Origin of the sequence: Streptomyces sp. NPDC021093, assembly GCF_044333135.1 — a bacterium.
In the GTDB taxonomy this organism is placed as follows: domain Bacteria; phylum Actinomycetota; class Actinomycetes; order Streptomycetales; family Streptomycetaceae; genus Streptomyces.
On sequence record NZ_JBIRQJ010000005.1, the window covers coordinates 573,434 to 593,601 of the forward strand.

Annotated in this window: 16 protein-coding genes and 2 pseudogenes; 8 read left to right on the forward strand and 10 right to left on the reverse strand. The window is 72.1% G+C overall.

The features are described from left to right. Positions 1–29 precede the first annotated feature (29 nt). The 3 genes from ACH4SP_RS18500 (at position 30) to ACH4SP_RS18510 (ending at position 4,357) form a co-directional block, all read left to right on the forward strand. A complete protein-coding gene (locus tag ACH4SP_RS18500) occupies positions 30–1,532 on the forward strand; it encodes a hypothetical protein (protein WP_398416060.1) in 1,503 nt (500 codons plus the stop codon). Between the two features lie 798 nt (positions 1,533–2,330). Further along, a complete protein-coding gene (locus ACH4SP_RS18505) occupies positions 2,331–3,239 on the forward strand; it encodes an SAM-dependent methyltransferase (RefSeq protein WP_398416062.1) in 909 nt (302 codons plus the stop codon). Further along, complete coding sequence (locus ACH4SP_RS18510) at positions 3,236–4,357, forward strand: terpene synthase family protein (RefSeq protein ID WP_398416065.1); 1,122 nt, start codon at positions 3,236–3,238, stop codon at positions 4,355–4,357. The genes ACH4SP_RS18505 and ACH4SP_RS18510 overlap by 4 nt, the downstream gene beginning before the upstream one ends. Before the next feature lie 84 nt (positions 4,358–4,441). Here the strand turns inward: ACH4SP_RS18510 and ACH4SP_RS18515 are convergent, their stop codons facing one another. The 6 genes and pseudogenes from ACH4SP_RS18515 to ACH4SP_RS18540 form a co-directional block, all read right to left on the reverse strand. Further along, positions 4,442–4,894, reverse strand: a complete 453-nt coding sequence (locus ACH4SP_RS18515) for a hypothetical protein (protein WP_398416067.1) — start codon at positions 4,892–4,894, stop codon at positions 4,442–4,444. A 31-nt stretch (positions 4,895–4,925) separates the two neighbouring features. Beyond that, positions 4,926–6,086 (reverse strand): hypothetical protein, encoded by a 1,161-nt coding sequence (locus ACH4SP_RS18520; protein ID WP_398416069.1) that lies wholly within the window; start codon positions 6,084–6,086, stop codon positions 4,926–4,928. Positions 6,087–6,167: 81 nt separating this feature from the next. Then, entirely contained in the window at positions 6,168–6,407 is a 240-nt protein-coding gene (locus tag ACH4SP_RS18525) for a hypothetical protein (RefSeq protein WP_398416070.1), read from the reverse strand. Between the two features lie 172 nt (positions 6,408–6,579). Beyond that, positions 6,580–7,429: pseudogene (locus ACH4SP_RS18530) on the reverse strand (SDR family NAD(P)-dependent oxidoreductase). 124 nt (positions 7,430–7,553) lie between these two features. Then, on the reverse strand, positions 7,554–10,043 hold the full coding sequence (locus ACH4SP_RS18535) for a protein kinase (protein ID WP_398416072.1): 2,490 nt from the start codon (positions 10,041–10,043) through the stop codon (positions 7,554–7,556). Between the two features lie 88 nt (positions 10,044–10,131). Next, a complete protein-coding gene (locus tag ACH4SP_RS18540) occupies positions 10,132–12,516 on the reverse strand; it encodes a serine/threonine-protein kinase (protein ID WP_398416074.1) in 2,385 nt (794 codons plus the stop codon). Positions 12,517–13,600: 1,084 nt separating this feature from the next. On the opposite strand from ACH4SP_RS18540, the pseudogene ACH4SP_RS18545 reads away from it, so the two are divergent. The 3 genes and pseudogenes from ACH4SP_RS18545 to ACH4SP_RS18555 form a co-directional block, all read left to right on the forward strand. Continuing rightward, a pseudogene (locus tag ACH4SP_RS18545) lies at positions 13,601–13,819 on the forward strand (TROVE domain-containing protein); the annotation flags it as partial. A 328-nt stretch (positions 13,820–14,147) separates the two neighbouring features. Further along, on the forward strand, positions 14,148–14,516 hold the full coding sequence (locus ACH4SP_RS18550) for an HNH endonuclease (protein WP_398416075.1): 369 nt from the start codon (positions 14,148–14,150) through the stop codon (positions 14,514–14,516). 137 nt (positions 14,517–14,653) lie between these two features. Continuing rightward, positions 14,654–14,881: a hypothetical protein gene (locus ACH4SP_RS18555; protein WP_185025425.1), complete on the forward strand. Its 228-nt coding sequence runs from the start codon at positions 14,654–14,656 to the stop codon at positions 14,879–14,881. 146 nt (positions 14,882–15,027) lie between these two features. On the opposite strand, the gene ACH4SP_RS18560 is transcribed toward ACH4SP_RS18555, so the two are convergent. The 3 genes from ACH4SP_RS18560 to ACH4SP_RS18570 form a co-directional block, all read right to left on the reverse strand. Continuing rightward, a complete protein-coding gene (locus tag ACH4SP_RS18560; protein ID WP_398416077.1) occupies positions 15,028–15,228 on the reverse strand; it encodes a hypothetical protein in 201 nt (66 codons plus the stop codon). A gap of 99 nt (positions 15,229–15,327) precedes the next feature. Then, positions 15,328–16,566 carry a TerD family protein gene (locus ACH4SP_RS18565; RefSeq protein ID WP_398416079.1) on the reverse strand — a complete coding sequence of 413 codons (1,239 nt, stop codon included), beginning with the start codon at positions 16,564–16,566 and terminating at the stop codon, positions 15,328–15,330. A gap of 101 nt (positions 16,567–16,667) precedes the next feature. Next, positions 16,668–16,886, reverse strand: a complete 219-nt coding sequence (locus ACH4SP_RS18570) for a hypothetical protein (protein ID WP_398416081.1) — start codon at positions 16,884–16,886, stop codon at positions 16,668–16,670. 94 nt (positions 16,887–16,980) lie between these two features. Here ACH4SP_RS18570 and ACH4SP_RS18575 point away from each other — a divergent pair, with 94 nt between their 5' ends. Beyond that, positions 16,981–18,042, forward strand: coding sequence for an AraC family transcriptional regulator (locus tag ACH4SP_RS18575; protein WP_398416082.1), 1,062 nt, complete (start codon positions 16,981–16,983; stop codon positions 18,040–18,042). A gap of 168 nt (positions 18,043–18,210) precedes the next feature. Here the strand turns inward: ACH4SP_RS18575 and ACH4SP_RS18580 are convergent, their stop codons facing one another. Continuing rightward, the gene (locus ACH4SP_RS18580; protein ID WP_398416084.1) at positions 18,211–19,023 is read right to left on the reverse strand and encodes an NAD-dependent epimerase/dehydratase family protein; all 813 of its coding nucleotides are present in this window, start codon (positions 19,021–19,023) and stop codon (positions 18,211–18,213) included. Positions 19,024–19,522: 499 nt separating this feature from the next. Between ACH4SP_RS18580 and ACH4SP_RS18585 the strand changes: the two genes are divergently transcribed. Next, positions 19,523–20,143: a TIGR03086 family metal-binding protein gene (locus ACH4SP_RS18585; RefSeq protein ID WP_398416087.1), complete on the forward strand. Its 621-nt coding sequence runs from the start codon at positions 19,523–19,525 to the stop codon at positions 20,141–20,143. Positions 20,144–20,168: the final 25 nt, after the last annotated feature.

Sequence of the window (20,168 nt, forward strand, 5' to 3'; positions counted from 1 at the left end):
CAGGCATGTGCCCCGAGGAGAACCCCCAGATGTCCGAAGACCGTCCCACCCTGCCGCCGGTGCGGCTGCACTCGGACGCGGAGCTGGCGCGGGACGCGCTGGCCGCGCCGTTGTTCGCCCGGGCCGTCAAGCTCGCCCGCTGGGCCTCGCCGACCACCCGGGTCGGCGCGGGCGGCGAGCTCGTCGAGGAGCAACTGCCCCTCGCCGCAGCCGAGTTGGGCCTCGGCCCGGCGGACGGGGCCGGGGATCCGGCGGACGCGGAGGACGCGGCGGCGTACGCGAGCGAGGCATGGCGCACCGCGGTCGACATCGGGCTGGTCGACGTGACGGACCCCGAGACGCCTTCCGACCCTGAGAGCGGCGAGGCGGAGGACGCCCACGGCACGGCCGCGCCCGGCGAGGCACTCGCCGTCCTGGCGGGCGGCAGCCCGCAGGACGTGCTCGGGCTGTGGCTGGAGGCGTTCGAGACGGCCTTCGCGGACGCGACCGCTCCGGTGCTCGACGACCTCGGCGCGCTCCTCGGCGAGGACGGCGAGATCGACTTCGGGGCGCTGGACTGGGACCCGCAGCAGGAGGCGGACTTCCTGGAGGGCGTGCTCGGCAACCTCTACCTGCTGAGCGTCGCCGACGGCGGCCCCGGTGACGGCACGGTGCCGCTGCCCGCGCTGGCCGCCTCGATGATCGTCCCCGACGACATGGGCGAGCCGACCGACGACGTGCTGGAGCAGGTGTCGGACGCGATGATGCGGCTCGACGACCAGTTCAGGGTGCTGGAGCCGGTCGGTCTGGTGGAGTACACGCCGGTGGACGAGGCGCTGATGGTGGAGGAGCCGGCGGGTTCGGCCGCGGCGGAACTCGACGAGGAGGACGTCTCCCGGTACGGGATGGTGCGGCTGACCCCGCTCGGGCTGTACGGCGTACGGGCCCGGATGCTGGAGGCCGGTGTCGACGCCCCGGCGGTCGGCGACCTCGCGGACAAGGGGGCGGACGTACTGCTCGACGGCATCGCGTACTTCCCCGAGCTGGCGGGCCGCGCGGAGACCGAGCAGTGGCTCGCCCGCCGCGAACCGGCGGACGCGGCAAGGGAGTTGCTCGCTGCCGCCCGGGGCGCGGACCCGGGCGCACCGCTGCGCCGGCTGCGCTGCCAGCAGGGGCTCTCGCTGGTCGGCGACACGGCGGAGCCGTCGGTGCGGGCGGTCCTGGAGGATCCGGAACTGGGCGGTCTCGCGCGGGTGTGGCTCGCCGAGCGGGGCACGGCCGAGGTGCCCGCGCCTCCGGAGGCGATGGTGTTCTGGCTGGCCGTCGACACCATCGCCGCGCAGCTGGACGCGGCGGGGGAGACGCCGGAGCTGGAAGAACTGGTGGTGGGCCTCGTCGGCCGGCACACCGGGTTCTTCGACTCGGCCTGGCGCGTCGAACACCCCGCCACGGCAGGGGTGTTGGAGGCCATGGGGCGGCTGCACCCGGAGAAGAAGGTGGCGAAGGAGGCCAAGAAGGCAGCCTTCAAGGCCCGGTCGCGCTCGGGAAGCTGAGCGGGGGCGCTCGCGCGAGGGGTCGGCGCGCGCCACGAGCGAAGCAGGCACACGCACGTCACCGGGTGGCCGCCGTGCGGATGCGGAGGTGGGCAGCTGCCTTGTGGCACGCGTGCGGCGGTGAACAGCCGCCTTGTGGCGTGCGTGCGGCGGTGAGTAGCCGTTGTGCGGTGCGCGTGCGGAGGTGGGCAGCCGCCTTGTGGCGCGTGCGGTGGTGAGTGGCCGTTTCATGGTGCGCGTGCAGCGGTGAGCGGCCGTTTCATGGTGCGCGTGCGGTGGTGAGTGGCTGCCTTGTGGTGCGCGTGCAGTGTTGGGCAGCCGCCCGCCTTGGCGTGTGTGCAGTGGTGGGCAACCGCCTTTTTTGGACACCGGGCTCCACCCTCGCGGGGGTGGGGCCCGGTGTCGTCCGGCCGGGGAGCAGGGAAAATGCCGGTGGCATGTGGCTCGCTCCGGGCTTTCGGCAGGTCGGAGCAACCCGCGCACAGGGGGCGCGCGTTGGCCGGTTCGCGCCCCCGAGGGATGGGTATCGGATGAGTGCCGCAGGGTGTGGCGTACTTCTTAGGGCTGTGCGCCGGCCGAGAGGCAGTCTCCGATGACGACGATGGCTCCGGCTCACAGCCCACCGCAGGTCAGATGACGGTCTCCTTGCCCAGTCAGGCCGTCCGGCTCTCCGGTCGGTCCGGGGCCCGGCGGGAATCGCCCTGCCCGTGCTCCTCGGCGCCCTGCTCTTCTCCTCGTACGCGCGGACCCGCGCGACCCGCGTACCTGTGTTGTCCACTGACCTTGAGAGGGACACCTATGACGACCACCACCACGGAACTCGCGGCTCCCTCCGGCTTCGACGCGAAACAGGTGCCGCTCTACTACTCGCGCAAGACGGCCGACATTCTGTACAAATACGGTCCTGGCCCCCGTACGCACTTCCACGTGGGCATGTTCGGCAGCGGGGAGCACCCCCAGACGACGGTGGCCCAGCGCGTGCTCAAGCAGCGCATCCGCGACTCGCAGGAGACCGTCCTGGCGCACGCGGCGAAGTTGTGGGGCGTCGTGGGGGCGCCGCCCCTGACCATGCTCGACATCGGGTGCGGTCTGGGCGGCGGCTCGCTGTACTGGGCGCAGGAGCACGGTGCGCGGGTCACCGCGCTGACGGTGACCGGTGAACACATACCGGTGATAAACGACTTCGTGCGTCAAGCAGGCGCACAGAATCAGGTGACCGCGGTCCAGGGCGATGTGCACGCCTTGGCGGAGGAAGGGATCTACGACGCGGCGGTCGCCATCGAGAGCTCCGGATACATGGACCGGGAGCGGATGTTCTCCGTGGTGGCCCGGGCGTTACGGCCCGGTGGCTGGTTCGGCCTCCAGGAGCACTTCCTGTGCAGGCCCGAGTGGGCGGGCTTCATCGACGGCTACTACAAGACCCGGCTCGGCGGTCTGACCGAGTACATCGCGGCGGCCCGCGCGGCGGGCTTCGAGCTGGAGGCCGACGAGGACATCACCGACCGGGTCGCGGAGTTCTGGGTGCAGTCGATGGCCTGGACGACCGCGGAGCTGGACGCGCTGGACCAGGGGCACGGCTCGCCGATCGGCCGCAGGCGGCTGGTCGAGTCCGCGCTCACGCACGGCAAGTTCTTCCGGGTGTGGCGCGACCACGCCCTGGAGACCCGGCTGCTGATCTTCCGGCTGGGCGAGGGGAAGCGCGGATGACCGGGACGGCGAGCGGCTTCCGCGCCCCGAGCTCCGCGCTGGGGGACCGGCTGCCGGACTTCTACTGCCCGGTCGAGGACGCCGGGGTGCACCCCGCCGCCGCGGACCTGGGCGTACGCGCGCTGGCCTGGGCCGACCGGTGGGGGCTCTACCCGGACGCCACCGAGCGGGCCTGGGCACGGGCCATCCACAACCCCGACTTCGTCGGCCGGATCATGCCGTACGGCGACGAGGAAACGCTCCTGCTCTTCATGGAGTGGAACTACTGGGCCTGGGCCGTGGACGACTGGCAGGACTCCGGCACCGCCGCCGGACGCACCGCGGTCGTCGTCGACCACGGCCAGCGGGTGCTCCGCGCCCTGGAGGCGCCCGGCTCCGCGATGCTGCCGCCCGGGGTGCTCTCCGCCGCGCTGGACGACCTGGTGGCCCGCACCCGGGCCCGGTTCACCCCCGCACAGCTGTGGCGGCTGTGCGCCGGGACCCGCGACTGGCTGTCCGGGGTGGCCTGGCAGACCGTGAACACCGAGCGCGGCCGGATGCCGACGCTCAACGACTTCGTGGCCGTACGGGTCTCGGTGAACGGCACCCGCTTCTCCCTCGCCTTCAGCGAGGTGGCCAACGGGACACGGCTGCCGCCCGACCTCCACTTCTCGCCCGCGGTACAGGCGCTGACCGAGGCCGCCGGGTTCATCGTGAGCAGCGACAACGACCTCTTCTCGTACGCCATGGACGACCACTTGGACCCGCCGGCCCAGAACCTGGTCAACGTCCTCGCCCACCAGGAGGGCTGCTCGGCGGTGGACGCGCTGCCCGTCGCGGTCGCGCTGCGGGACCGGGCGATGACGTACTTCGTGACACAGTGCGAGCGGCTCGCCGCCCGTGCGGAGGACCCCGAACTCCCGCGCCACCTGGACGCGTTGGGCCACTACGTGTCCGGCTGCATCCGCTGGATGAGCGCGGCCCCCCGCTACGCCAGTCCCCGCAACCGGCACCCGCTGCCGGTCGACGGCGCGGCGTACGACATCACCGTCACCGACCGCCCGGCCGCCGCCGGCGACCGCGTGCGGGTCCCGGAGGTGCCCGCACAGGACTGGTGGTGGGCGCAACTGGACGGCTGAGCGGGGGCGTCCGGCCGCGCGGACGTGCGTACGGGCCCGGGGCGTCGCCCCGGGCCCGTACGCGTGTTCAGCGGTGCGACGCGGTCATCCGTTGTACAGCGTCGTGTGGTTGAACGACGACGACGATCCGTCGAACCCGTACGTACCCCGGTAGGACGGCGGGTTCTGGTACTGGCCGACGATCGTGATCGTGTTCGCGCACGACCCCTGGCCCGCCCGCTTCGCGTCCAGCCGCAGCTGGTTGCCGATCGAGCCGCCCGTGATGTCCCACGGGGCCCCGCAGATCCCGGCCGTGATGCGCCCGCCGGTCACCACGAAGGGCGACGTGTTCGGGTTGAACCGGATCTCCATCTCGAACGTGGTCGCCCCGTTGTTGAGCTGGAGCTTCGCGGTCACCGCGACGGCTTCCGCGGACACGTCCTGCAGCGTGGCGAACGCCTCGTCGCGGGTCTTGACCTCCGCGCCCTGCGGGTTGAGGTAGCGGTGTTCGCGGCGCTGCTTCTCCTGGGACGACGACTTGCGTGACTGGGTGGTCATGGTGGACCTTCCTTCTGCCGGGGCAGGACCGTCAGGCCAGCTGTTCGGCGATCTCGACGCGCAGCAGTGCGCGGACGTGCTCGATGTGGTTGGCCACGGTGACGACCTGGGAGCCGGCGAAGAGCAGACCGACGGCGACGTTGTCCAGCGAGGTGACCAGCGAACCGGAGTCGCCGCCCGCCGAGATGTTCGTCGTGAGGATCTGGTCCTTGAAGCGGGCGGTCCCCGCCGTGCCGTAGTTCACGTCGATGGTCGCGTCGACGGCGATGACCCGGCCGAAGCTGATGTTGGTGGTCCGGCCGGTCTTCTTGACCCGGTCGCCGACCGCGATGTTGGTCCGCCGGCGCCAGGCCCGCGGTGCGCCGCTGAAGTACTGCTCGCGCGTCGCGTCCTGGAAGTCGACCGTGCCGAGCGCCGCGTCGACGATGTTGTTGTGCCGCTCCAGCGGGATCTGCGGGGCGAACTGGATGGTGATGAACCGGTCCAGCGTGGCGATCTTGTCCGCAGGGTCCTGGCCGCCGTCGAACTTGCCCGGCTGGAGGATGGCGCTGCCCGCAGGGGCCGCGTTCGAGTCCGCGAGCACGTGGTTGTTGCTCAGGATGTAGAACTTCGCCGGTGTGCCGATGCCCGCCGCGGGCGGGTCGGTGGTCGCGCCGGGCAGGAAGTCGTACACCACGCTGCCGAGCGTGCCGGCCGTCACCCGTACGTTGCCGACCGAGAAGCCGGAAGGACAGGGGCGCATCCGCCGCTTGAGCAGCTGCGGCTCGAACGCGCCGAGCCCGCTCAGCTCTTCCAGCGCAGGCTGCGACAGCGACCCCGACTGCTCGCTCACGCTGCCGTCGGAGCGGTACTGGTCCTGCTCCTGGCCGAACGCACCGCGCCGCTGCCCGCGCATCTGCCGCTGCGCCGACACGTGGCCGACCGCGACCACGTCGGTGGGGGTGCCGTCGTCCATCAGCCGCGGAACGACGTCCCGCTCGGGCAGCATCGACTCGGGAACCTTCTGGTTCACGAAGACGAGCAGCGCGGGTTCGCCGGTCGGCTCTCCGCCGACCCACTTCACGCCGTGGCCGAAGCCGACCACGTTCGTGAGCGGTGCCTGCGGGCGCAGGAAGTCGGACATCGCCTGCTGGCGGGAGCTGTCACTGACCTGCCCGCCGGTGGGTCCTCGCATCATCTCGGGCTGGCTCACGCCAGACCACCTCTTCCCCGGTACGTGTTGGGGTGCACGGAGGTACGCGGGTGCCGGGGGTCGGGGGCCCGGCGGCCTCTGTCAGAGGCCGCCGTCCTGGGACTCGACGTCGCCGATCGCCAGTACGCGAACACGCACGCCTTCGAGTTCCCCGGGCACCACGTCTTCGGAGCGGAGCAGGTCGCGGGGCACGGTGCGGGTCACGAAGACGACGATGACGTCCTCGCCCGAGTACTCGTCCCTGCCGGTGCCTACTCCGGTCACATTGGCCAGCTGGAGCAGCCGGCTCTCATGGAGGTCGCGAGCCTGTCTGGCATCCACATGGCTCGCCCCCTCGCGTTCGCTGTGCGGCAGTTCCGGCGGGGCTCCCCCGAACCGCGGCCGGTAGGGCAAGTTCTATTGCCGTCACCACCGGGGGTCAAGGCATTCTGCACGAAATCTTGGGAATCCAGGCGATCTGACCGAGTTGACCTTCTTCTGGGCGGGCAGGGGATCAAGTACGCAGGTACGAAGCCCCGTTGAGGTCCAGAACGGTCCCCGAAGCCCTTCCCCAAGCTCTCAACTTCGTTCGAGCAGGGGAGACCCCACTGCGGCGGGCGAGGCCAGCCACAGCACGGCTGCCGCGATCTCGTCCGCCGACGCCACCCGGCCGAACGGGCTCTGCGCCCGGATCGCCTCGCCCTCCGCCCCGGCCAGCCGGTGCGCGACGCTCCCCCAAGCTCTCAACTTCGTTCGAGCAGGGGGGACCCCCGCGTCTCGATGAACCCCGGTGCCACGGACGCCACCGCGATGCCGTGCGGGGCCAGGTGCACGGCGAGCGACTGGCCCAGCGCGTGCACGGCCGCCTTCGTCGCGCCGTACGCGGGGTGGTCGGGCTCGCCCCGGAACGCACCGCGCGAACCGACGTTGACGATCCGGCCGCCGCCGCCCTGCGCGATCATCCGACGGGCCGCGAGATGACTGAGATTGGCCGTGCCGAGGAGGTTGACGGAGACGTGCTTCTGCCAGGCGGCCGCCCAGTCGTCGTACGAGGTGGTGGCGAGCGGATGGGCGACGTTCGCAGCCGCGTTGTTCACGAGGACGTCCAGTCCGCCGAGCCCTTCGGCCGCGGCGTCCGCGACGGCCCGCGCCCCTTCGGGCGTGGACAGGTCGCCACCGGCGAGCACATGCCCCGTACCGGCGAGGGAGCGGTACGTCTCCTCGGCCTCCGAGCGCCGCGCGCCGAAGTGCACGGCGACCCGGTCGCCGTTGGCGGCGAAGGCCTGCGCGAGGGCGCGGCCGAGCCCCCGGGAGGCGCCGCTCACGAGGACACGGCGGTGGGTGGCGGGGAAGGGGGTCACGATTCTGGGTCCTTTCGGGCAGGGGATGCGTGGATCCGGCGCGGACCGGGCGGGGCGCGTGCGTGGGTGAGCGGTACGAGCAAGGACGATCATGCCCATGAGGTGTGCCGATGCCTACCGGCGCCCCTCAGGGAGAGCCGGGCGCCCGGTTCACCGCCTGCACCGTCCGCTTGTCCAGCCGTGCGTACCAGCCCGTCGCGTCCGCCGCCAGATCGGTGATCGTGCCGGTCGCGTGCCAGGTGCGGACGCGACGCCCGGAGGTGAGGCCGAGCGCCGTGCAGACGCTGCCCGCCGCCGCGTACAGCGTGCCGCCCGCGACGACCGGCGGATGCTGCCCGGCCCCGCCGCCCTCGACGCCGAGGCGCCAGCGCTGCTTGCCGTCGGCGAGGCCGAGCGCTTGTACGCCGGTCAGGTCCGGCCGGTGGAACGTGACGTTCCCGGCGACCGGCGGCGCGTGCCCTGTACCGCCCGGCAGCGGCCGCCAGCTCCCCTCCAGGCCTGTGGTCCCGGCCCGCCAGAGGACCCGCCCGTCGGCCGGGTCGAAGGCGGTCAACTGCCCCGCGGCGTGGGCCAGTCCGGTTCCGGCCGCGTGCGACAGGGCGCTCGTCCCCGCACCGGGCCTCAGCCCCAGCGAGCGGGCCGCGAGCCGCTCTCCCGTACGGACGTCGAGGACGAGCAGTACGCCGGACGAGGTGAGGAGGTGGAAGCGGCGGCCGTCCGTGCCGGTCGCGACGACGGGTTCCTCCAGCGGCTCGTACCGCCAGCGGGTGGCGCCGGTGGACACGTCGACACAGGTCACCGGAGTCAGCGCCGGATCGGGGGCGACCAGCAGCAACGAGCGGCCCGCGAGCGCGGGGAACAGCCACGGGGTGTTCTCCTTGCGCTGCCAGGAAGGGCCGCCGAGCTTGCTGTCGCTCCTGCTGTACGAGACCAGGTGCGGCCCGGACCCGGACCCGGTACTGGACCCGGACCCGGTACTGGCTCCGGACCCGGTACTGGCCCCGGCCACGGCCAGGAACCACTCGGGAGCGATCGGTACGAGGCCCTTGACCTCTCCGTCCACGGACTTCCCGTCGGCCAGGCGGACTCCCGGCACACCGGCGGCGGGGGCGATCAGGGTGTCGTCGACGACACCCCACCACCGGGGGGCGTCCGCGGTGGCCCCGACGGACCACCGCCGTGACCCGTCCGTGGTGCCGAGCGCGTGCACGGCGCCGCCGGTCCGGCCGAAGTCGCCCGATCCGTGGGCGAGGAGCAGTCCGCCGTGTCCGGCGGCCGGGAGGACGGCGTCGACCGTGCCGGTTCCGGTGGTACGGGACCAGCGGAGGTCGCCGGGAGCGGTCGTACCCTTCGTCAACTCCCAGTCGAGCGCCGGTGGTTCCTCGGGCCTCTGCGGTGGTGTCCGGGCTCCGGCCCAGATCAGGAGGCCGAGGACACCACCGCCCGCGACGGTCAGCAGGCCGCGCCGTGCGAGGTCCTGGCGGCGGGTGGAGCGGGAGGCCGCGGACAGGGCGGCTGCCCGGTCGACGGGCGGGGGCGTGCGCCGCCGCTGCCGGGCGGCGCGCTCGGCGGAGTCGCTCAGGGGCGGGGGAGGGGAGGACCAGGACTTTCGGGCGGGTGCGGGTGCGGGTGCGGGTGTGGGTGTGGGTACGGGTTCGGTGGTCGGCTCCGGGGCTCCTCGCGGTACGGGCGGGGGCGTGGCTACGGGCGGGGGTGGGGGCGGGGCCTGGGTCGACCCCCGGACCAGGTCTCCGACCGCTCCCTCCCGCCACCACAGCGGCGCCCCCGACTCCCGTAACGCACCCAGGACTTCGGGCACCGTCGGACGTGCGGACGGCTTCTTGGCCAGGCAGCCGGCGGCCAAGTCCCGTACCTCCCAGGGGAGTTCGTCCAGATCCGGCTCCTCGTGCACCGCGCGGTACAGCATGACCGCCACATTGCTCCGGCCGAACGGGTTCTCGCCGGTCGATGCGAACGCCAGCACCGCGCCCAGCGCGAACACGTCCGCCGCGGCGGTGATCTCCGCGCCCTCCTCGATCTGTTCCGGCGCGATGAAGCCCGGTGTGCCGATGATGTCGTCCGCCGCCGTCAGCGCCGGGAGGGCGGAGGCGGCGAAGGAGTGCGGCTGGTCCGTCAGCCGGGCGATGCCGAAGTCGATGACGCGCGGACCGTCCGCGGTGACCAGCACGTTCGACGGCTTGAGGTCGCGGTGCACGATGCCCGCCGCGTGGATGGCGGCCAGCGCTTCCGCCAGGGCCGCGCCCAGGGCGCGTACCGCCGCCACGGGCAGCGGACCGCACTCCGCGACCGTGCGGTGCAGCGTCACCCCGGGCAGGAACGCGGTCGCCAGCCACGGCACCGCCGCGTCCGGGTCGGCGTCCAGGACAGCCGCCGTGTACGCCCCGGTGACGGCACGGGCGGCCGCGGCCTCGCGCCGGAAGCGCTCCCGGTAGTGCGGTTCGGCCGCCAGGTGTGCGTGCACCGTCTTCACCGCGACGAGACGGCCCCCGGCGGTGCGTCCGACGTACACCTGGCCCATGCCGCCCGCGCCGAGCCGGCCGAGGAGGCGGACGGAGCCGAGGCGGCCGGGATCCTCGGGGAGGAGCGGGGCGTTCAAGCGCCGGGCCCGGTGGATCGACCGGATGGAACGGATCGACCGGATCGGCCGGGCCCACCGGGTCTCGCGGGTCTGTCCGACGGCCCGTTCACGACCCCGCCGGCCCGCGCAGCGTCAGCAGCGTGCGGTCCACGCACAGATGGACCCGGCCGCCGCCCGCCGCCGCCCGCACCTTGCTCATCCGGTCCACCGGCATCGCCCACACCAGTTCACCCGTCTCCGCCTTCAGCGCGTGCAGCCCCCAACCGTCGGAGTGCTGCGTCGATGTGGAGACCACCGAGGGGTCCGAGCCCGAGGCGTACACGAGGCCGTCCGCCACCAGCGGCGGGGCCTCGTCATCGTCGTCTATGCGCCGGACGTCCGCCCGCGCCCAGCGCTGGTGGCCGGTCGCCGCGTCCAGGGCGCGCAGATCGCCGTTGGTGCCGGTGTGCACCAGACCGGCCGTCGCGGCCGGAGTGACCGTCGCCTCGTCGCCCGCCGCCCGGGACCACCGCCGCTTCCCCGTCGCCAGGTCCACCGCCTCCACGGCGGACCGCCCCGGATAGTGCCGGATGCCCGACGAGCCCGGGTGCGCCTCCGGATGGACCGAGCCGCCCTCGATCTCCCGCTCCTGGGTGCCGTCCCGCTCCCGGAGTACGACCAGGGGGCCGTCGGCCGGTTCCCGCAGCGACACCGGACGCTCGGCGGTGGCGACGGCGAGCCTGCCGCCGTACTGGTGGACCGCCGGGACCCCCGTCACCGTCCCCGCCCGGTGCCAGAGCGGTTTGCCGTCCCGCGCCCCGAACCCGTACGCCCGCCAGCGGTTGCCCTTCGTCGCGCGCTGCTCCCACAGGGTGCTCGCCGTGGCGTACGTGACCAGGCAGACGACGGCGGGCGAGACGCTGAGCCGGGCGGACGGGCCCTCGGTGTTGCTGGCCGCAGGGTCGATGCTGCTCGGGCGGAACCGGTTCTGGACCGGGTCCCCGGTCGACCAGCGGCGCGTCCCGGTCGCCGCGTCCAGCGCGACGATCTCGGGCGCCTTCATCGGCAGCCGCAGCACGAACACCGTGTCCCCCTGCGGCCGTACGCTGCCCAGGTTCCCGCCCTCGGCCTCGTACCGCCACAGGACCTCGCCCGTCGCCGCGTTCAGCCGGGTCAGCGTCCGGTCGGTGCGGACGTACAGGGCGTCGCCGTGCAGCAGCAGTTCTCCGCCGTAGTTCAGGGTGGCGCCGAGGTCGCGGGACCAGACCGTACTGCCCTGGCGCCAACTCCGCCTCGGGGCATCTGACTTGGCGCGCGGCGGCGTCTTCAGGCTCTCGTCGAGCAGCAGCACGGCCGCCGTCGTCGAACCCGAGACCGCCGTCACCGCCGCCCCCGCCCAGGCCAGAAACCGACGGCGGCGGGGGGTGGGCTTCGGTGCCGGTGCGTCAGCCGCGTCCGTTGCGTTCGTACCGGCCCTGTCCGGATCCGCTACGTCCACGGGCGCGCGCGGTGCCCGGAACGCCTCCGGGATCTCGTCCTCCCACTCCGGCTCGGCGGCGATGAGTTCGGCCATCGCCTCCTCGTGCTCCCGTACCGCCCCGGTGATCGGCTCCTCCTCCCACCACGGCACGGCGCCCGCCCGCCCGGCGCACCAGTCGAGCACCTCGGCGACGGACGGCCGGTCCGCCGGAGCCATGGCGAGGCAGCGCCGCAGGAAGCCGAGCCACTCCTCGTCGGGCACCCCCAGCAGGTCGGGCGGCTCGTGCAGGGTGCGGTGCAGGACCTGCGGGGCGGTCCCCGAACCGTACGGATTGCGGCCCGTGCTCGACAGCGCGAGCAGCGACCCCAGCGCGAACACGTCGGCGGGCGGCCCCACTTCGTCGTCCCGGCCGGAGTCGCCCCGGTCCTTGCTGCTCCGGTTCTCGCCGCTCCGGTCCTCGCCGCCCCGGCCGCCCGTGAGCTGCTCCGGTGCGATGAAGCCGAGGGTGCCGACCAGTTCACCGGTATCGGTCAGCGGCTCGCCGCACGCGTCGGTGGCGTCCTTCGCGATGCCGAAGTCGAGGATCTTCGGCCCGTCGCGGGTGATGACGACATTGGCGGGCTTGAGGTCCCGGTGCACGAGACCCGCGGCATGCACCGCCGCGAGGGCCTCGGCGAGTGCGGCGCCGAGCGTGCCGAGGGCCGCCGAGTCCAGCGGGCCGAGCGTGCTGATCGCGTCCACCAGGGACGGACCGGCGCAGAACTCGCTTGCCAGCCAGGGGAGTTCGGCATCCGTGTCGGAGTCGAGGACGGCCGCCGTGAACACGTCGTCCACGGCCCTGGCCGCCGCCACCTCCCGGCGGAACCGCTCCCGGAACCGCGGATCCGCGGCCAGGTGCGGGTGCACGGTCTTGAGCGCGACCAGCCGCCCGGCGGGGCTGCGGGCGAGGTGCACCCGGCCCATTCCGCCCTCACCGAGCGGTGCGACGATGTGGTACTGCGCCGGCCCGGCTGCGGCTGCTGCGGCTGCCATTCCCTCGGCTCCCCTCCCGAATCGCCCGGACGGCGCCGGACGTTGTGTGCGACGCCATTCGAGGGGCGCGCGGTTGCGGTGCGCCGCGCGTTGTGACGCACCACATGATGCCCGGACACCGTCCGGACGGTGCCCGGACTGCGCTCGGACGATGTCCGGGGACGGTGCCCGGCGGAAAATACTTGGCGTGCGCGGGGGTGGGGCGACTTGGCAAGACGATGGGTGGTGTCGTGCCACTCGACTGTCGAACAGTGTTCCCCGATTCGGCTGAGTCCATCGCGGGCTCGGGTGAGCTCTGTTATGGAGTCGTCGGTATACGGGCCCGCTTGTGGCCCACGATCGGTGAGGTGTGTGAATGGTACGGATTATTCAAATGGGCTTCGGTAGAGCCTTGTTGGACCTACGATTCAGGTGTGCAGAAGTCATGTGAGCAATGCGGAATCGCTATTGGTAAGCGGAGCAAGCGGTTTTGCAGCAACAAGTGCAGCCTGCTGGGTACGGCTCAACAGCGAGCGGACTCCATTCGAAGGCCCAAGCGCACCTGCCCCAACTGTGGGGAACCCGTGAGGAGTCGGGGAGCTGAACACTGCAGCAGGCGGTGCGCGGATATCGCTCGACGCGTTGCAGTTCCGCCGTGCAAGTATTGCGGCGCATCAAACCGTGGCCCAAGATCGCGTGGACCGTATTGCTCGTGGGCCTGTTTCAATGAGGACCGCTACCACCGCACCGGAACTTTCGCGAAGTGGTTCGCCGCTTGGCAGCAGGGGGCGGAGAGCGGAACTCGGGAGGACGGCACGCCGGACTGGCGAGTGCGGCAAGCTCTGGTTCTGCTCCGTGGGCAACGTTGTGAAGAATGCGGGTGGGACAGGGTGAACCCGACGTCCGGGCGCGTACCGCTTCATGTGGACCACGTGGAGGGTGACCGGACCAAGAATCGGCCGGGTGACGTGAGATTGCTCTGTCCGAACTGTCATGCGCTTACTCCGAACTACCAGCATCTCAACAACCCGAAGGTTCAGCCGGTCCGGGTCAAACAGAGTCGGAGGTACCGAGAAGTCTGGCTGGAACCCAAGGCTGGATGACGCCCGACCCCGGCAAGCCGTGGCAGGGCGAGCTGTTCCAGTACGCGCTGGACCGCCGGCACCACCCGGACGCCGCGACGCCGCCCGCGTCGAACCGGACGCTCACCGCACACCGCGAACTGATGTCCCTGCGTTCGGCCGAGCGGCGCGCCGTCCTCCGCGAGGCGGACGCCGCCGAGCGGCTGGCCGCGGCGGGCATGACCTGGGAGTCCCTCGCGGGCTGACACCCAGCCGGGTGTCGCAGGCACTGGGAGCTCGCGAGCCGGATGGGTTCGGCGTCCAACAGGGCGATTTGGAACGTCTGTTCGTGGTGTAGATCGATGTGATTGTCGCTCGATCGTTCGTGTGCGGGTCCGGCACATCCGGAAGTACGTTCACGGCATGACGACGCGATCATGTTCCATCGAGGGATGTAGTAGAGCCCATAAGGCGCGGGGGTGGTGTGGGACTCACTATCGCCGGTGGAGCATCCACGGTGACCCGTGCGTGCTCAAGACCTCCGGTTGGCGGCCAGCTGACACGCCTTGTGGGATCCCCGATTGTGAGGGCGTGACCCTTGGTGGCGCGAAGGGGCTTTGCCGCTATCACTACGAACGAACCCGACGAGGCGAGTCCATGACAAGGCGGACGCCGAGCACGGGGCACATTCGTGACGGCTACCGCTTCCTGTACCTGGGGGCGGGGCGGGTTGCCGGGGAGCATCGGGTCGTGATGGAGCGGATGCTGGGGCGCCCCCTCCTGTCGCACGAGAATGTCCACCACAAGAACGGGATCCGGGACGACAATCGCCCGGAGAACCTGGAGCTGTGGACACGTGTGCAACCTTCCGGCAAGCGCGTAAGCGACCTCGTCACGTTTGCCCGTGAAGTGCTGGAATTGTACGGCGACGCGCCAGAGGAGGCCGTGCCACGAGCATAGCCTTGCGAACGCGCGGTCCGGACGGTCCGCAGACTGGCCCTGGCGGGGCTGACGGGACGGGTGCGAGGGGCCGGACCAGGGAGGCGGCAGGGAGACGGGCATGGCATCTGCCGTCCGGTGGGCGCATACTGAAGGTAATGACAAAGCCAGCCGGAGCCCGGCGACACCTGCCGTCCAGTCCCTTCAACGTCCCGGCCCCGGCCGCCCCGCCCATTGAGAACTATGAGGTGGGAGACCGGGTTTCGCATGATCAATTCGGACTCGGAAGAGTCGTGGGGGTCGAGGGAGACCTCGCCGTACTCATCGACTTCTCCGGGCGTCAGGGGCGGATTCTCAGCCCCTACTCCAAGTTGACCAAGCTCTGAGCCCCCGCGGCTCCGGGAAAAACGCCTCCGCCCCGTACTTCGATCATCACGATCGGGATACGGGGCGGAGGCGTTTTCGTAGGACTGTTCGCAGCTTTCGCGGGGCTTCGCACAGCTTTCGCAGCTTTCGCGCAGCCTTCGCAGGGCTATGAGACGGGCTCTGCAGCGTCGTCGCGCATCGCGGCCGCCCACTCGACGAGAAGCAGTTCGTACTCCTCCGAGGGCCAGGCCCCGTCCGTCGTCTGCGCGTCCACGAGGTTGCGTATCGCCGCGTTCGTCCGGTCGGCACCGGAGGCTTCGACCTCGGGGGCTTCGGGCCCGGAGGCGGACGGAGAGGTGGTGGACATGCCTTCCAGGCTACGTGCGGGCATCCGTGCTCAAACCCTTCTCGCACGTGGCATCGGTCACGCGTCCAGCCTCTCCGTCCCCCACTGTGTCCCGCGTCCCTACAGTGCCTGTGCGGCGGGCTTCACCATGCCGCGCACCGTGCGGGACTTGACGAAGTCGCCCATCCCTGTCATTTCCCATTCGCCGCTGAACTGCTTGATCAGCTTCGCCATCATCACGCCCGTCTGCGGCTCGGCGCCGGTCAGGTCGAAGCGGACCAGCTCCTCGCCCGTCGCCGCGTCCATCAGGCGGCAGTAGGCCTTGGCGACCTCGGTGAACTTCTGGCCGGTGAAGGAGTTCACCGTGAAGACCAGGCCCGTCGCCTCCGCCGGGATCCGGCCGAGGTCGACCACGATGACCTCGTCGTCGCCCGCGCCCTCGCCGGTGAGGTTGTCGCCGGAGTGCTTGATCGCGCCGTTCAGGATCGAGAGCTTGCCGAAGTAGCAGCTGTCGATGTGCTTGCGGTCCGGGCCGTACGCGATGACCGAGGCGTCCAGGTCGATGTCCTTGCCGCGGAACGCGGGCTCCCAGCCCAGGCCCATCTTGACCTGGGACAGCAGCGGCCTGCCGCCCTTGACCAGGGACACCGTCTGGTTCTTCTGGAGGCTGACGCGCCCCTTGTCCAGGTTGATCTTGCCGGTGGAGACGGGCGCAGGGGCGGGCGCGGCCGGGGGAGCGGCGGGCGAGGCCTGCGGGGCGGCCACCCGCGGGTCGTAGGACGGCGTCGGGGCGGACGGCGGCGCGGCGGGAGCGGCGGGCGGCTGCGGGGCCGCCGCGGGAGCGGGAGCGGCGGGTGCCGGGGCGGGCTCCTCGACCGAGACGCCGAAGTCGGTGGCGATGCCCGCCAGGCCGTTCGCATACCCCTGGCCGACCGCGCGGACCTTCCAGGCGCCGTTGCGGAGGTAGACCTCCACGACGACCAGGGCGGTCTCGGAGCCCAGCTGCGGCGGTGTGAAGGACGCGATCACGCTGTTGTCGTCGGCGCCGCGCACGGTGGCGGTGGGCTCGATGCCCTGGAAGGTCTGGCCCGCCGCGTCCGGGCTCGCGGTGACCACGACCCGCTCGATCCCGGCCGGGATCGCACCGGTGTCCACCACGATCGCGTCGGGGGCCGTGCCGCCGCCGGAGCGGTAGGTCACGCCAGGCCCGGCGGGCTGGTTGTAGAAGATGAAGTCGTCGTCGGAGCGCACCTTGCCGTCGGCGGTGAGCAGCAGGCCCGACACGTCGAGCCGCACCGGGGCGGCCACGTCCACGGCCACGCGGGCGGTGGGAAGCGGAATGTTCGAGCCAGGGGTCATTGCGGTCATGTCAGGGGTAACGACCGAGAAGGCTTTGCCGTTCCCTTACCTTGCGACGAATTCCCCGCACGGCTGTACGCGGGCCCGTGCATGGGGTCTGATCAGCGGTTTCGTGGATGGTTACGGGCCTGGCGCTCGTTGCCGAACTTGTAGGCGCCGGTCCACCTGGCCATCACCAGCTGCCCGTCGCCCGACTCCACCTCCGCCAGGAACTTCTCCGCCCGGCCGCCCCGCAGCGTCGTCGCGGCACGCTCGCGGTGGGTGATGAGGACGGTGCCGTCGGGGCGCCGCGCGTAACTGAATCCATGGGGTTTCGGCATGGCCGCATGGTGTCCCGGTCCTGGTCCCGCCCGCGAGTGAATTTTCTACGGAGAGCGGCCGGGGCGGCACGGACCGCGATCTACTCTGGCGGGCGTGGAGACCTTCGTGACGTCCGATCTCGACCAGGTGCGTCTGGCGATCGCCGGCCCGTTCTACGACACCTTCATCGACCCGCTCGGCAGGCCGCGCGCGTTCGAGGCCAGGATCGACAGCGCGCAGTTGGGCGACCTGACGGTCGGGGACCTCAGCATCGGCACCGACGTCCGGATGCGCGTCGGCGAACTGGGCTCGTACCACGTCAACGTGCCGCTGTCCGGCCGGTTCGTCTGGCACCAGCGGGGGCGGGCCGAGGCCGTCGCCACCGCGCGGCACGCCGCCGTGTTCGCCCCGGCGGGAGACACCGGAGTCGACCGTTGGACCGGCGACTGCCGACTACTCGCCGTGAAGATCGAACAGGCGGCCCTGCACGCCCAGTTGGAGCGGCTGCTCGGCCGGGAGCTGCCGGGCCGGGTCGACTTCGCCCCGCAGCTCGACATCTCCCGCGGTACGGGCCTGGGCTGGGCCCGGCTGCTGCGGTGGGCGGTGGGCGAAGCCCGCGAGGCCGGGGGCATGGTGACGCAGCCCCTGCTGGCCGCACCGCTCCAGGAGACCCTCCTCGGCGGGCTGCTGCTGGCCGCCGACCACCCCTACCGCGAGGAACTGGCCGCCCCCGCCGAGGCGTTGCGCCCCGCACCCGTCAAGCGGGTCCTGGACGCCGTCCACGCGCACCCCGAGCAGCCGCACACGGCGTCCTCGCTGGCCGCCGTCGCGGGCGTCGGAGTGCGACGGCTCCAGGAGGGCTTCAGGGAGCACGTCGGGATGTCGCCGACCGTCTACCTGCGGGGCGTACGGCTCGACCGGGTGAACGAGGAGCTCAAGCGCGGGGCGGAGGAGCGGCGGGGCGAGGGCGCGCCCACGGTCGGTGAGGTCGCCTACCGGTGGGGTTTCGCGCACCTGGGCAGGTTCGCGGCCGTCTACCGGGCGCGTTTCGGAGAGACGCCGTCGCAGACGCTCCGGGGAAGTGAACGACTCCGCCCGGGAGGTCAGTTCACCGCGCGATCCGGACAGCGGGCGCGCGATGCGGATCGGCGTGCGGAGCGAACCGTTCTAGGTTGATCTCGTCGCGGGCGTGCTCGCGGCATCCGGCTCCCCCGGTGAGTCCGTCGGCGATACTCACCGGCCGGACCCGGAGCGCAGGGAGCGGGAGGCTCCGCGACACCGGGCCCGGCCGGCTCCCCCCAACCGTTGACGGCCGGGCCCCTACCGCTCCCCCGGACCCCGGCATCAGTAGGGCCACTGCGGCGGGTCCGTGCAGAACGAGCCGCCCAGGAAGTCGTGTTCCGGGTCTCCGGGGAGGGGTTCGCCCTGTTCGGCGAGGAGCTTCTCGGCGTACTGCTCGGAGTCGTCCCGCGGTACGTACCCGAGGGTGCGCGCGGTGGAAAGGTCCCAGCACAGACGGGTGTTGGCGGACGAGCCGTACACCACGGTGTGTCCCACCCGCGGTGCGGTCAGCGCCGCGTCGAAGAGGCGGGCGGCGTCCCCCGGGCTCAGCCACAGCGACAGCATCCGCACCGTGGTCGGCTCCATGAAGCACGCGCCGATCCGCACGGACACCGTCTCCAGGCCGTCCCGGTCCCAGTACAGCTGCGCGAGGTCCTCGCCGAACGCCTTGGACAGACCGTAGAAGGTGTCCGGGCGGTGCGGGGTGTCCGCCGGCACCAACGGGCCGTTCCGGCCGGGCAGCGGGGTGAAGCCGACCGCGTGGTTGCTGGAGGCCTGCACGATCCGGCGCACCCCCTCCTCCCGCGCCGCCTCATAGAGGTTGTACGTCCCCTCGATGTTCGACCGGAGGATCTTCTCGAACGGGGCCTCCAGGGAGATGCCCGCCAGATGCACGATCGCGTCGACCCCCTCGACGGCCTCGCGCAGCGCGTGCTTGTCGCCGAGGTCGGCGGTCACCGCGGTCGGCTCGCCCTCGATGGGCGTCGCGTCGAAGAGCCGCAGCTCATATCCGTACGCGGGGAGCAGTCCCCGCATCAGGGTGCCGATGCCGCCGGCCGCGCCGGTGAGCAGGAGAGTGCGGGGAGCATCGGGCATGGGAGGAGTCTCCTCGGAGGTGTCCGCGGTGGAGCGCCGACGGGGCCGGCCAACCGTCGCGACGCTAGGGAGCGGGTCGTGCCGAGTCAAGTGGATGGCGTTGCACGGCGTTTCGCGGACAACGCCGGGGAATTTCGGTCGGCTTGCGGTGCGTTACGGGGTCCAGGCGGCCCGGTCGTGTGCGAACAGCACCCGCCGCGGGCCGCATTCGGCCAGCCGCGACAGCCACGGCCGGTCCCCGGTCCCCGGGGCCACTCGGGCCGCGGTTCCGCGTGGCTGCAGCCGGAGGCGAAGTCGTAGGCTTGCCCCGCCCGGCCTGGCTCGCCCGCGGGGCGTACGAAGTGCCCCGGATCGAGGCGTCGTATCGAGGTTCGGTCGCTCGTCCGGCCATGCTGGTGCGGGAGTTCACGCAGGTCAGCGCGAATTTTGGTGCCGAGCGATGAGTTTTCGACGCGCCCCGGGTCTCCCTTTCGACGCTGCCGCCAGGGAAAGGGACTTCATGACCAGCACCGCGACCGCTGCCCCCACCGCCGTCGTGTTCGACCTCGAACCGGCGGCCCGTCGGCTTGCCCGCCTCGTCGAAGGGGTCCCCGCTGCCCGGCTGGACGCGGCCACGCCCTGCGACGACTTCACGGTGCGGGACCTCCTGGCCCACCTCTGCGGGCTGACCGCCGCGTTCCGCGCCGCCGCGAAGAAGCAGCCGCACCCTGCAGCTGAGGCCGGGGCCGAAGCAGGTGCGGGGAGCCCGGCCCTTCCCGCCGACTGGCGCCATCGCCTCCCGCGGCAGCTCGCCGAGCTCGCCGACTCCTGGCACCGCCACGACGCCTGGGACGGCACCACCGCCGCGGGCGGCACGACCCTGCCCGCCGGGGTCGCCGCCCAGATCGCCCTCGACGAGCTCGTCCTGCACGGCTGGGACCTGGCCCGCGCCACCGGCCAGCCCTTCGACTGCGACAAGCCGAGCCTCCAGGTGGTGTACGCCCTGTTGGCCCCGGAGGCGGACAATCCGGCCCGCGCCCCGATGTTCGGCCCGGTCGTCGACGTACCGAACGGATCGCCCTTCCTGGACCGGGTGGTGGGCCTCGGCGGCCGCGACCCGAAGTGGTCCCTGGGGGCCTAGGGGCTGACGTCGGGCGGGCTGCCGT

Coding starts and splice junctions, on each gene's coding strand:
- ACH4SP_RS18505 (WP_398416062.1), top strand. CDS start 2,331: ATGACGACCACCACCACGGAACTCGCGGCTCCCTCCGGCTTCGACGCG.
- ACH4SP_RS18540 (WP_398416074.1), bottom strand. CDS start 12,516: ATGGCAGCCGCAGCAGCCGCAGCCGGGCCGGCGCAGTACCACATCGTC.
- ACH4SP_RS18560 (WP_398416077.1), bottom strand. CDS start 15,228: ATGTCCACCACCTCTCCGTCCGCCTCCGGGCCCGAAGCCCCCGAGGTC.
- ACH4SP_RS18500 (WP_398416060.1), top strand. CDS start 30: ATGTCCGAAGACCGTCCCACCCTGCCGCCGGTGCGGCTGCACTCGGAC.
- ACH4SP_RS18555 (WP_185025425.1), top strand. CDS start 14,654: ATGACAAAGCCAGCCGGAGCCCGGCGACACCTGCCGTCCAGTCCCTTC.
- ACH4SP_RS18570 (WP_398416081.1), bottom strand. CDS start 16,886: ATGCCGAAACCCCATGGATTCAGTTACGCGCGGCGCCCCGACGGCACC.
- ACH4SP_RS18585 (WP_398416087.1), top strand. CDS start 19,523: ATGACCAGCACCGCGACCGCTGCCCCCACCGCCGTCGTGTTCGACCTC.
- ACH4SP_RS18510 (WP_398416065.1), top strand. CDS start 3,236: ATGACCGGGACGGCGAGCGGCTTCCGCGCCCCGAGCTCCGCGCTGGGG.
- ACH4SP_RS18565 (WP_398416079.1), bottom strand. CDS start 16,566: ATGACCCCTGGCTCGAACATTCCGCTTCCCACCGCCCGCGTGGCCGTG.
- ACH4SP_RS18580 (WP_398416084.1), bottom strand. CDS start 19,023: ATGCCCGATGCTCCCCGCACTCTCCTGCTCACCGGCGCGGCCGGCGGC.
- ACH4SP_RS18515 (WP_398416067.1), bottom strand. CDS start 4,894: ATGACCACCCAGTCACGCAAGTCGTCGTCCCAGGAGAAGCAGCGCCGC.